Here is an 11,048-nt window from a genome sequence, read left to right as displayed (position 1 = left end):
ATGCGAGCCGTGGCGTGTTGGTCGTTTAAGTCCAAATTATCGGGGGCCAGTACAATCCATACAAAAGGAGGTAACCGCCACCAATGCCAGTATATCACAAGTCAAAAGAAAACCCAATATCCTCCGGAGGCTTTCCTAACTTACCTGACCATGTACAAGTATCCTTAAGGGAGATCATAGGTAAAGCCAAGGAAGGGCTCTTAGCCCTTTCCGTTGCCGTAGGCTTGGATGTGGTTCAATCCATGATGGAGGCTGAAGTAACTGAGATAGCGGGACCTAAAGGAAAGCACAATCCTGAGCGCACAAGTTTTCGTCATGGGAGCGAGAAAGGTAGCGTGGTGTTAGGGGGGCGAAAGGTGGCGATCCGGCGTCCCCGGGTGCGCACCATAGACGGCAGAGAAGTAAAACTTAAAACCTATGAAGCCTTCCAGGATGAAAGGTTCATAACTGAGACAGTTCTAGAGCATATACTTTACGGGTTATCCATAAGGCACTATAAGCATAGCCTTGAACCCATAGGAGAAGAATTACCTGTTCATGGGACTTCCAAGAGCACCATAAGCCGGCGATTTATCTACGCTACCCGTAAGGCCTTAGAGGAGCTGCTAAGCAGGCCTTTGGGAGACAAACGTTTCTTGGTTCTGGTAATTGATGGGGTTGTGTTTGCCGGGCATACAGTGGTAGCTGCTTTAGGCATCACTGACAAAGGCGAAAAAGAGGTCTTGGGCTTATGGGAAGGGGCTACAGAGAATGCTGCAGTCTGTAGGTCTCTTCTTACCAACCTTGTAGAACGCGGCCTAAAGGTGGAAAAGGGTATACTGGTGGTCATAGACGGCTCCAAAGCTTTAAGGGCGGCGGTTAAAGAAGTTTTTGGTAATCGGGCCGTAGTACAGAGGTGCCAGGTGCATAAGAAGCGGAACGTCTTAGAACACCTGCCCAAAGGAGCCCAAGAATGGGTGGGTAAGAAGCTAGAGCAAGCCTGGTCAGAAAAGGATTATCATAAGGCTTTAACGGAACTAAATAGGCTAGCTGATGCCCTTGAAGATAAGTACCCTGGGGCAGCGAGGAGCCTGCGGGAGGGATTAGAGGAGACGCTGACCGTTACCCGTCTAGGTCTACCCGAAACCCTGTGGAAAACTTTACGGTCAACGAATGTAATAGAGACGGCCTTTGACAAGGTCAGGGTTGTTACCCGGAACGTAAAGAGGTGGCGAAATGGGATGCAGGTTTTGCGCTGGGCTGCAGCTGGACTGCTTCAGGCCGAGAAGGGGTTTAACCGCATCAAAGGATACCGAGAGTTACCCTTATTGGCCACGGCTTTGCTGGAAGTCATTACTACTCCAGAGACTTCCAGGAGGGTGAAAACGGCTTAAAAAACGCGAAAGAGGGCGCCACCAAAATTCCACGACGTTTAGGACATGCTCGCGTATCTTCCTCGACATTTCCACCACCAATAGCTCAAGTAAACATAAACCACCACATCGCCAGGCTTAAATTGTTTGTGCCGCAAGCAGTTTAACATCATGTTAAAAGTATGTCGATGCATTTGGGCAAACCAACTGGAATCTTCTGGAGTAGCCCACTTTACTTCTAGGTATTTTGTGGCTAACCCCCTGCCTTTTTTGTCAAGGGTTCCAGGTATATAATTTACCCATCCTAGTTTAGCAAGCTGTTCTCTAGCTCTTCTAACAGTCTTTTCGGAGGTTCCTAATGTTACAGCAACTTCTACATCTGCCCAGTAGAAACTACTGCCGCGAAAGTTATATTCGCTAATCAGAAGCCAGGTATAAAGCTTTTCAGTTGGGCTAAAGAATTTAATAAACTCTTCGTTTTCCATAAGGTCTCTAGCCAAGGGAAACCAGCTCATAAACTTTCCTCCCGTGGTAAAAATTTGTGTTTTGGCTATCTATCCTTATCCCCTTTTAGTCATTTTTTTTAGTGGTTTATTTAGTATGAGGCCCGAAAGTCCGTAAACCGTTGTGGCAGTAAGAGTGAGAGGCTAAAAAGTTATCCACACCCCCTCCCTAATCGGGAGTACCCCCCTCCCTAATCGGGAGTACCCCCCTCCCTAATCGGGAGGGGGTGGATCTAACCTGGGTTATCGTCTTCTAAATATGGACTTTTGGTTAGATACTGGCTCCTAACTATCCCGGGGTACTTTTTTACAAGCTGCTCTAGCTTCATGCCTTTTAACAGGGCTTCTGGTTCAATTACCCCCTCTTTCAGTAACTGAAGAAGGCCTTTAGACTCTTCACAGTTGATAAAATACAATTTTTGCTCTTTACCAGGGGGGCCGAAACGGTATGAGAGGATGAAGCCGTCTTCTTCCGCTTGCCGTAGTCCCCGGATAATATGGTCTTCTTTTAGTCCAGTTCCGTTATCTAACTTTGTCCCATCTGGTCTTGTTACTCCGTGACGGAATTGATTTAAGGATAGGCAGTCAAAGAGTTTGTGAAATCCGTAAGTGTGTCGGGCAATATAAAAGACCACTTTCATTTCGGCTAGGCTTCTAAACTTTGGTAGCCATTTATCAAAGAGCTCGTTTGGTAGCAAGGTAAAATTAGCCTCTAGTGGTGGTAACGCTTGGATGCTCTTCCGGTTACCATCTCTCTCCTCTTGTTCACTTAGAGGGTTTGGTGGTATGCTATTTTTAGTCAAAGGGAGTTAACCTCCTTCCCGCCCGGGTGCGAGCCGGGCGTTTCGTTTTTGTTAAGCAGTTTGGCGCAACTTTCGGATCCTTTCCTGTAATTCGCCTACTACTTTGGGAAGGTCAAGTACCAGATGTAATACCCCCTGTCCCGGACTTTTTAGTACACTTATCAGCTCTTCTGGACTTTGCACTAGTAAAACGTCATTACCAGCTACTACAAGCCGAGCTTCGGCCAAGGGGTTTTCCAACCCTTTAAACTGGCGAAGGTGCCGCACCACCTTACGCAAAGTTTGCAAGGGTATACCTAAATCACGCAGCTCTTTGGCTGTTTTTAGAGCGACTAGATCACGAAAACTGTAAAGTCGTTTAGAACCTTTTCCCTTCGCCCCTGCCACGCTTGGTTTTATAAACCCACTTCTAGCCCAATAATCCAGCCGGTCATACGGTACTCCAGTCAGTTTTTCGGCTTCTCCAGCAGTAAATCCCTCCAAGAGCAGTTACCTCCTTTATCGAATTGACTCAATTCAATTATACAGGGTTAATAAAAAAGCGGGCCTCGAGCAACTTGCTTTTTACTCTCATTCTCCCAAATCATAACCCACCATCACCAAAACTTCCACCAGGGCTTTTTCCTCTCCTGAAGTGCCTGCCGTATCTCTTCCACCAACCGCCTATCTCTTTCCTCCAGGAGTCGGTCACGCTCAGCCTCGGCTCGTTGGCTTTCTTCTTCCTGCTTCCTCAATAGCTCCCTAGTGGCCGCGAGCTCGGCCCGCAACTCCTCTAGCTCCCGCTTCAGCCCTTGTTCAACCCCTGTCCACTGTTTGGCCAGAGTCTCCTCTAAGCTTTTGACCAAGGCAGCAAAGTTCTCCTCCATGCCCCTGGCTACTTGACCGATAGCGCTGGTTATGGCTTGCTCCAGGGCCTGCCTCATAGCCTGAATCAGCCATTCCCTGGGCACTGTTATTCCCTGTTCTTCTTTTGGTTCAGGAACAATAACAGTAACAGGGGTAGGATTTTTCCTTCTGGCCCGCTCTAGTTCCTCTTGAGTAACTACGTATTCCGGCCCGTAAGGGCCTTCCCTCATGGTGGCCTTCAGTCGGCCGGTTTTGATCCAGCGCCGGGCCGTGGTCAGGCTTATCCCGAGGGCCTCTGCCGCCTCTTTCAAGCTCAGCTTCAACCCCTATCCAACCCCTTGTCAAACCCGTGTTCATCTGGTAAGGGTTCCTGTTCATACCCCTATCCAACCCCTTATCACGTGGATAGTGTCCCTATTCAAACCTCTATCCAACGATGAATAGGGTGTCTATCCACTACCCCTTATCAATCCTTGTCACGTTGGATAGGGGTTTCCCCAAAATGCTTGATATACTTAGCTTCCACCCCTTATCACACCCCTTGTCATTTGAATAGGAGTTGATAAGGGCCCCTATCCATACCCCCTTGCCAACCCCTATTCACTGGTGGAGAGGGTGTCCATCCCCCTTTGTCATGAAGGTATTTAAACATTCTTGTTAACCGGGGGCTCTTTGGGTTTACGGGCAGCAAACCAATTCATTGCGGTCAAAATTAATGCAACAACGCCCCATATAGTCATATCCTTGAATACTGTTGTTGTTCCAGCTGCTATACCTAATACTCCCGCTATTCCAGTAATGATCATGGTAACTTTGGGAAGCCCAAAAGCAAAAGCCCCACCTACAACGAAGAGTAAAGCCACTAAAATTCCAACACTACCGCCTTCTTGAGCTGATTTTTCGCCAAATGCGATTCCTCCTACATTGACCGCACAAGACTGCAATAACACTATTAGCCCTAAAAATATAGAGATAATGCCTGAAGCTATCCTCATATTTTCCCCCTCCTACTTCAGTGAAACAATAGCCTGCCCGAAGCCCAGTACATTAGGCTCAAATAAGAGCTGAAGTCCGGTTGCTTTGGTAGGAACCTCAAATGCTAGCTCACCGCGCATTTTTTGCCCTGGCTGTAATTCGCCATCTAGACTTCCTCTTGTCTCTGGGCCTATGGTTACCTTGTACCTGTAACCTTCTGAATCAGCCAGAGAGAACATCATTAAGGAACTAATGGCAGCAGGTTTTTCTCCAATGTTTTCCAACGTGACATCTACTATTTTATAAATATAGCCTTCTTTCGGCCGGATAAACTGATCACCCTTGCTTTCCCGTACCCCGTTAACAGTAAAAACCAGGCCTCCCATTTTGATAGGCTCGCCTATGGAAAATGTTTTTGGGGGTGGTTGGGGCTTGGGTGCAGCTGTGTCCGCCTTTTCCGAGGTAACGGTTTCCCCGCATCCGACCACGGTTATCAATAAAACCAGACCAACAACAAAAAACATGAACCAAGTTTTTTTCAGGGCAAAATAACCTCCTTTCAAGGGTTTACTAAATCAGCTTGCTCTTTTTTGCTTGCATTGCCTTCTTTAGGAGCATCGCCCCCTTTCTTAGCCCCGATAGGCCTCCCGCCTATGCCTTACCCGCAGGACGTAAAGGACACCCTGCTTCCGGTCAAGCCGCAGGATAACCCTCCAGTCTCCCACCCTAAGCCGCCACATGTCCGGGCTGCCCTTAAGCTTCTTCAAATCTACGGCCTGGGGGTAGCTTAACAGTCTGTCCAGGGCGGCCTTAATACGCCTCTGTGTCTTTGTATCCAGGTCGGCCAGGTCTTTTTGAGCCGGCTCTGTTATCTCAAGCCTCATAGTCCTAGTTCCCTTTTGACCTGCTCCCAGGGTTTAGTCTTGCCTTGTGCTATAGCCCTTTCTGCTTCAGCAATAGCCCTTTTGTCTTCTTCGGTCAACGGCTCGTCATCTTCCGGGGCCGTCTCTAGGGTATGAAGTACGGGGTCTAGGAAGGCCTCCAGATCGCGCTCTCTTATCCGCCAGAGCCTGCCTGCTTTGACGCCTTTGAGTTTCCCCTGGCGTAGCCATTCCCGGATGCTTTTAGGGCTTACAGCAAGGATCTCCGCCGCTTCTTCCGGCGTCAAAAGCCTATCCATCCTATGCCACCTCCTGATATAAGCTATTCTGCAGGAGATACCGTACCGTAGAGGCGTACCACCGGCCTCCCTGCTTCGTGGGTACTCCACGCTTGTTCAGTTCCGCTGCGATTTTCCTCAAGCTCCAGCCGGCCCGCCTCCAGGCGAATATCTGCGCTATTATCTCCTGCTCCTGGGTGTTTTCCTGCAGTGTGTCTCCCACCCGCTCAAAGCCATAGGGAGTAGGGGCATAAGCTTCCCGGTGGGCTTTTTTATGGGCCAGAGCGGTAGCCGTCCTCTCCGCAATCAGGTTCCGCTCCAGCTCGGCGAAGGCGGCCATCATGTTCAAGAAGAACCGGCCCATAGCCGTTGCAGTGTTTAAGGTCTGCCCTCCCATATCCACTAGGTGCAGGGCTATCCCTGCCTTATCCCAGGCCCTGGTCTGGCGCAAGGCGTCTTCGGCATCCCGAAAGAGCCGGTCTAATTTCAAAGCCACCACATGCTTGACTTTCTTACGAGCTATTAGGTGTAGAAGCCTTTCTCCTCCTGGCCGGACGGCTAGGGGCTTGGCTCCTGAGACACCTTCTTCCCGGATTACCTCCACCACTTCCAGTCCGGCCATGTTGCAGTAAGCCTTGAGTCTCTCTTCCTGGGCCGCCAGGGACACTCCGCCCCGGGCCTGTTCCTCGGTGGAAACCCTTACATAGCAGACAGCCTTTTCCATGCCATTTTATCCCCTTCTTTGACCATTTCTATCCTCATTGTAAGCTATACATACCTCTACGTCAACCCTTTTTTGTCTATTTCTACCCCTTTATGTCGTACAAAACTGGTCCGTTTTGTACAAAGTAGTAAGACCCCATAAAGATCCAGTACCTTCCACTTCTGCCATTTCTACCGTTTGGTGCAAGCGATTTTCCTAATGGGTACATATTTTTTTATTTACCTGCACTAGGAACCCGTCTTCTAGAGCCTCCTAGTGCGTTTTACGCCCATGCCAAAGGTAACGATACAAGTCGGCCAGAACCTTCCGTGGTGCTTTTTTATGGCCCGGCAAAACCGTCGAAACAGGCCAGTGTACGTGCACATCGTACTAGCATTCAACTTGGCGGAATCGAAGTGGGCACGGAATAAACCCCTGTTTTCACCCTGTTCTGAGTGAACGGATTCAATTGCCACCAAGGCACAAACTAAAAGGTTTATCTGCTAACTAAGATGGCACCAAACTTTGTACAGGGCATAGGAACCCAGCTTTCTGCCAAACAAACCCATTACCTGCCGCAGCCCCCTAAGGCCGAAAACGCGCCTGGGTAATACCAAGTAGCCATAGAGAGTCGGTAGCGGGCCCGGAAAGGCGTCCTACTTGAGAGTTCCGACAAGGAGCTAAAGTAAGACACCACAGTTAAGACCAATCCAAAATCAAACGCATTGGGGGGCTTCCCTTCTAATCCTAAAAGGATTAGATGTAGAAAGGGTTAGGATAGCTTTCCGAAAAGAGATAAAAAGCCTGCAACGGTATCCTTGTACTCCAAGGTTTCAATCTCCCTCTCCAAAATGCCTTCTAGGGCCTCTATTTTGGCCTACAAGACCACAAAAAAAGCCGGGTAAATATTTTTTTACCTACCCGGCCTTTTTGGCCGCTCTACGGGCCTTCTAAAAGCCCTCCTCTCCCTTCTTTGTCATTTTCAGGGTCAAACCCTCTCCAGCCTTCCCCCTTCGCTCTCTCCGGTGGTAAACCCCACTTCGAGGTGGGTCGTCACCACCTTATTCTGCTTGAGCCGGTTTTACCTCCAGAACGCGGAACCATTGTGTGCCGTAAAGTTCAAATTTAACGGGCCCTATAACGGTCGTTAATACTTTTCCCTGTTTATTCGCCGCCTTTATGTTAGCTTCCACCCAGGCCCTAGCCTTTTCTTGATCTGCTCCATCGTAAGGCACAGTAGCAGCATATCCCAAATAACCTTCTGCTACTGCGTTAAAAAGGGCACTATCCAAACTCCCGGCCACCGCAGAGCCATCAACCATAAATTCAACCCACTGAATGGCCATTGGCGACGGTTCGTAAATATCGCAAATGAGTTCGACCCCGGTATCCGGGTCTATTGCTTCTCCGTGGTCTATTGCGAGAGTGTTTCTAATCTGGGGGCCAGTAAATTTGAACCCCCAAGTCCGTTCCAGGTTTACTTTTATATCTCCCGACGTTAAGCCCGGTATTATGTGCTCCTTATCAACGTCTGCCGTCTCTTTCTGTTGGGAGACCTCTTGTTCTCCTTGCTGCTGCGCCGATTGGTCTACTTTCTGTTCCGCAGTCGTAGCAACTTGGGTTGTCGAGGCTGGAGAAACGGCTTTTTCTGGCGCTGATGCATTTGGTGCTGGTGCATTAATCGCGCTAACCACCATTACTATAAAGGCTACCCCGGCCCCAGCTAGCCACTTTTTCCAAACCGGCTTGCGTTTAATTGCTGAGACAACCGCACCAATCAGGGTTATCGGAAGTACAAGAAAAAGGGCAATCATGCCTACGGTATCCCACATAGTAAACCACCCCCGGTAATTACCTGCCCATCTACTTTCAGTCCACACCCGATATGGAAGCCAGGTACTGCTGTTAAAGGCTGGGTTTTTGCCAAACAAACCCAACTTAACTTACCCAGCCGCTGCGACCTTCTCCTTCTTGGCCCCTTCTCTACCCAAAGCCCTAGCCTTCTCTAACTGCTCCAGAGTGCGGGCAAACTCCCGGGCAAGGTGGGCCTCGTAGCGCATCACTTTCTCCAGGGCCTCCCCGTCAGGCAGGGCTGCAAGCATTCTCACTCGCTCTTCTGCCCGCAGTCGTTCCTCAAGGGTAGCCCTGGCCCTATCCCGCTCGTACTCCTGTCGGGCCCGCAGTCTCTTCCAGGCCTCCGCCTGATCCACTTCCCATTTCTTGCATAAGGCCTCGAAAAGCCGGGCCGGGGCCTGCCGGTCTACTTGGCCCAGGTCGAAGTCGTACCACTCCCCGCCGCCTTTGAGGCCCAATAATCGTTTGACGTTCAACCCCTCTTTTTCCGCAACTTCAGCCAAAACCCATACAAGGGCCTCCTTGGGGTTCTTAAGCGGTTCAGGCTCCATGAGAGCCCCAAGCTTTTCTTCCGCTTCCTCCAGCTCATACTTCAACTCTTCGGTATGTTTCCACTCTTCCAGGGGCGGGTCATTTCGGTGGGAATAGGGGAATTCTTCTCTCATAGCTTTAGTCCGCAAGTAGGCCTCATATTGCTCTTTCCGCCAAGCGGCTACAGCTTCGTCGGCCCGCTCCCGGATAGCCCCGAGCTCGTACCTCAGCACCCGCCGCCACCGCCAGATAATAACGGCCAGCTTCTCTACCAGCAACTCCTCTAGGGCCCCGGCGGGGGTTAAATCATTTTTGAGTTCAGCCAAGAGGGCCTCAAAAGCCTCGGCTTCTTCTGCTCCTTCCCCTGCCCGGATCACCGCCTCGCTGGCCAAGATACCATGCTTCAGGGCGTTAAGCCTTACCCTAGCCTTGCCTTCAGGCGTCCTCGGGCCAGTGCTTTTCTGGGCATTCGCCCTGTTTGCTATAAGCTTGGCCTCGCTTATGCCCATTTCTGCCACCTCCCTTTAAGGCCCTTAAGCTCCTCTTCAGCCCGCTGAAGGCTAGCCTGCCACCGTTTCAGCTTCTCCTGTAGAGCCACCCAGCTCGCCCACTCTGCTTCCGCTGCCTCAAATCTCAACCTATAATAAGTCTTCCAGTGCATTCCCTTCGATTTCTCAGGGAAGGGGTAAACCAGCCCCGGGTGCCCCCCAAGCCGCCGCCTGATCTTCTGCGCCTTTCTCAAAAACCGGGTCGCCTTGTCTTCCCGCTGGCTTTCATAAGCCAAGTCATGGCAGTACCGACACAGAAAATATTTGCCCCTCAGGTAAAGCTTCGCCACCCGCCGGCCGCATCCCATACCCGGGCAAACAAACCAGGGCCGCTCCCCGCCGTAGTTGCAGGGCGTGTAGGTAAGGGGCACCTGATAGCGGATCTCTTGGGCTTCCCCATTCCTGGGGGTAACGGTGTAGGCCAACTCTACCGCTCCAGGTAGCGTCTTGACCCCTATGCTGGCCTTGACGTCGCCCCGGCTGTCTTTCCAGGCCCAGGAAAAGTATAACCCGGGCTGCAGTAGCCCCTCCCGGTGCCAACGGTTGATGTCGACGCTGTAGCAATCTTCCACCAGGTCTTTGGTATTGAATCTATACCAACTACCAGAACCAGGGCCGCCCATTTGGTCACCAACTTTTTCTCGAAATCATTAAGCAAATTTTCGGGATTCGCTCCATTTGTTAAGCCTCTATCCTTTGTGCCACAAAGCTTTCAGTGATTTCAATTATACTCCCCATTAACTGCTACTAACAGCTTGATTTGCCCCTTAGTTGATATTCTAATAGGGGTATGAGACTTTCATTTCTTCAGCTACGAATACCATTTACCATTGTTGAGTGAAGGAGGTTGTTGTAGAAGAAGTAGAAACTTAGTGATGACTAGAAGCCGCTTGCGAAGCGAAAGCGAAGCAAGCGGATAGGTTTTATACTTTGTCTTATTTGCTGTAACTCTTTTAACTTCCTGGCATTATACTTTTTATACTTTGGGTAGTTTTTAGATGTGTGGACAAAAATCCAAGAATATGTGTTAAAAAATGTCCATGTAACATTGTCCACCCAATGTACTGAAAGATGTCCACGTAACTTTGTCCACCTACTCTGTCTACCTAACTCCGTCCACCTAACCTACCTGTCTTTTAGTGGCCCTTCTTAAAAGCTCCTCAATATTTGCTAGAAAGTTCGCTACTGTCCGGGTGCTGGTATGAGCGGTGTTCGGAACCTCGGTGGCATTAAAGTAAAACATCATGGCCTGAAAAACCTTATCAGCCCCGTAATATTTGCCACATTCCACTAACCTTTCCCGCCTATTGGCAGCCCACCTGTTAGGTTGTAAACGCCCATATTTTTGGTAATAAAGCCGGTCAAATAGAGCTGGGAGGTCTTCTGGGGTTATTGCTATATACTCTGCTTTTTTAGCCGCTCTTTTAGCCTCTTCTTTGGCTTTCTTGTCCTGCCTGAGCTTTTTCACCCGTTCTTTAATTTCCTGTACCCACCGTTCGGCATTTTTACGGTTAATGTCGTTCTTTTCAGGATCAGCGGCGATATTCCATTCTTTAAACTCTAACTTCTGATATCCACTGGTGTACTCAAATAGATGCGCTCCTTCCGCATAGGTGAAGTTACTATAAAGCCTAGCTACCCGCTCAGGAGCATCTTCTAAGTTGGTCAATTTCCTTAATTCCTGTTTGGTGATAAAAAATTTGCCTCTATCTGCGTATCTGGCGTTGTCCCAAAAATCGTGGAAAATGAAGGTGGCGGTCCCTCAATCCTCTGT

14 protein-coding genes are annotated in these 11,048 nt (G+C 49.6%); 1 reads left to right on the top strand and 13 read right to left on the bottom strand.

Translation table 11 applies throughout. The annotated features are described in order from the left end of the window. The first annotated feature begins 83 nt into the window (after nt 1-83). Nucleotides 84-1,373, top strand: a complete 1,290-nt coding sequence (locus tag L5656_RS08400; RefSeq protein WP_297201731.1) for an IS256 family transposase — start codon at nt 84-86, stop codon at nt 1,371-1,373. Nucleotides 1,374-1,411: 38 nt separating this feature from the next. On the opposite strand, the gene L5656_RS08395 is transcribed toward L5656_RS08400, so the two are convergent. The 13 genes from L5656_RS08395 to L5656_RS08335 all read right to left on the bottom strand — a co-directional run bounded on the left by L5656_RS08395 (nt 1,412) and on the right by L5656_RS08335 (nt 10,943). Beyond that, entirely contained in the window at nt 1,412-1,867 is a 456-nt protein-coding gene (locus L5656_RS08395; protein ID WP_297201727.1) for a hypothetical protein, read from the bottom strand. A 221-nt stretch (nt 1,868-2,088) separates the two neighbouring features. Next, on the bottom strand, nt 2,089-2,658 hold the full coding sequence (locus L5656_RS08390) for a hypothetical protein (protein WP_297201724.1): 570 nt from the start codon (nt 2,656-2,658) through the stop codon (nt 2,089-2,091). 51 nt (nt 2,659-2,709) lie between these two features. Beyond that, nucleotides 2,710-3,141 (bottom strand): MerR family transcriptional regulator, encoded by a 432-nt coding sequence (locus L5656_RS08385; RefSeq protein WP_297201721.1) that lies wholly within the window; start codon nt 3,139-3,141, stop codon nt 2,710-2,712. A gap of 113 nt (nt 3,142-3,254) precedes the next feature. Further along, a complete protein-coding gene (locus L5656_RS08380; RefSeq protein WP_297201718.1) occupies nt 3,255-3,827 on the bottom strand; it encodes a helix-turn-helix domain-containing protein in 573 nt (190 codons plus the stop codon). A 321-nt stretch (nt 3,828-4,148) separates the two neighbouring features. Continuing rightward, nucleotides 4,149-4,499: a hypothetical protein gene (locus L5656_RS08375; protein ID WP_297201715.1), complete on the bottom strand. Its 351-nt coding sequence runs from the start codon at nt 4,497-4,499 to the stop codon at nt 4,149-4,151. Nucleotides 4,500-4,511: 12 nt separating this feature from the next. Continuing rightward, on the bottom strand, nt 4,512-5,042 hold the full coding sequence (locus L5656_RS08370) for a DUF4352 domain-containing protein (RefSeq protein WP_297201710.1): 531 nt from the start codon (nt 5,040-5,042) through the stop codon (nt 4,512-4,514). Between the two features lie 66 nt (nt 5,043-5,108). Continuing rightward, on the bottom strand, nt 5,109-5,363 hold the full coding sequence (locus tag L5656_RS08365) for a type II toxin-antitoxin system RelE family toxin (RefSeq protein ID WP_297201708.1): 255 nt from the start codon (nt 5,361-5,363) through the stop codon (nt 5,109-5,111). Continuing rightward, entirely contained in the window at nt 5,360-5,659 is a 300-nt protein-coding gene (locus L5656_RS08360) for a helix-turn-helix domain-containing protein (RefSeq protein WP_297201705.1), read from the bottom strand. Before L5656_RS08360 ends, L5656_RS08365 begins: the two co-directional genes overlap by 4 nt. 1 nt (nt 5,660) lies before the next feature. After that, nucleotides 5,661-6,362, bottom strand: a complete 702-nt coding sequence (locus L5656_RS08355) for a recombinase family protein (RefSeq protein ID WP_297201702.1) — start codon at nt 6,360-6,362, stop codon at nt 5,661-5,663. A gap of 1,040 nt (nt 6,363-7,402) precedes the next feature. Continuing rightward, nucleotides 7,403-8,173 carry a hypothetical protein gene (locus L5656_RS08350; protein WP_297201699.1) on the bottom strand — a complete coding sequence of 257 codons (771 nt, stop codon included), beginning with the start codon at nt 8,171-8,173 and terminating at the stop codon, nt 7,403-7,405. 111 nt (nt 8,174-8,284) lie between these two features. Next, complete coding sequence (locus L5656_RS08345; RefSeq protein ID WP_297201696.1) at nt 8,285-9,235, bottom strand: hypothetical protein; 951 nt, start codon at nt 9,233-9,235, stop codon at nt 8,285-8,287. Continuing rightward, nucleotides 9,226-9,897, bottom strand: coding sequence for a hypothetical protein (locus L5656_RS08340; protein ID WP_297201694.1), 672 nt, complete (start codon nt 9,895-9,897; stop codon nt 9,226-9,228). Before L5656_RS08340 ends, L5656_RS08345 begins: the two co-directional genes overlap by 10 nt. A 497-nt stretch (nt 9,898-10,394) precedes the next feature. Then, nucleotides 10,395-10,943: a hypothetical protein gene (locus tag L5656_RS08335; RefSeq protein WP_297201691.1), complete on the bottom strand. Its 549-nt coding sequence runs from the start codon at nt 10,941-10,943 to the stop codon at nt 10,395-10,397. Nucleotides 10,944-11,048 lie beyond the last annotated feature (105 nt).

Source organism: Thermanaeromonas sp. (genome assembly GCF_021890735.1).
Lineage (GTDB): Bacteria > Bacillota > DSM-521 > Neomoorellales > Neomoorellaceae > Thermanaeromonas.
Note: the sequence above shows the minus strand (reverse complement) of the source record. Positions and strands in the feature narration are given on the sequence as shown.

Excerpts from the sequence above, each read along its gene's own strand:
- L5656_RS08355 (WP_297201702.1), bottom strand. The coding sequence starts at position 6,362 with ATGGAAAAGGCTGTCTGCTATGTAAGGGTTTCCACCGAGGAACAGGCC.
- L5656_RS08345 (WP_297201696.1), bottom strand. The coding sequence starts at position 9,235 with ATGGGCATAAGCGAGGCCAAGCTTATAGCAAACAGGGCGAATGCCCAG.
- L5656_RS08375 (WP_297201715.1), bottom strand. The coding sequence starts at position 4,499 with ATGAGGATAGCTTCAGGCATTATCTCTATATTTTTAGGGCTAATAGTG.
- L5656_RS08340 (WP_297201694.1), bottom strand. The coding sequence starts at position 9,897 with ATGGGCGGCCCTGGTTCTGGTAGTTGGTATAGATTCAATACCAAAGAC.
- L5656_RS08350 (WP_297201699.1), bottom strand. The coding sequence starts at position 8,173 with ATGTGGGATACCGTAGGCATGATTGCCCTTTTTCTTGTACTTCCGATA.
- L5656_RS08395 (WP_297201727.1), bottom strand. The coding sequence starts at position 1,867 with ATGAGCTGGTTTCCCTTGGCTAGAGACCTTATGGAAAACGAAGAGTTT.
- L5656_RS08360 (WP_297201705.1), bottom strand. The coding sequence starts at position 5,659 with ATGGATAGGCTTTTGACGCCGGAAGAAGCGGCGGAGATCCTTGCTGTA.
- L5656_RS08365 (WP_297201708.1), bottom strand. The coding sequence starts at position 5,363 with ATGAGGCTTGAGATAACAGAGCCGGCTCAAAAAGACCTGGCCGACCTG.
- L5656_RS08400 (WP_297201731.1), top strand. The coding sequence starts at position 84 with ATGCCAGTATATCACAAGTCAAAAGAAAACCCAATATCCTCCGGAGGC.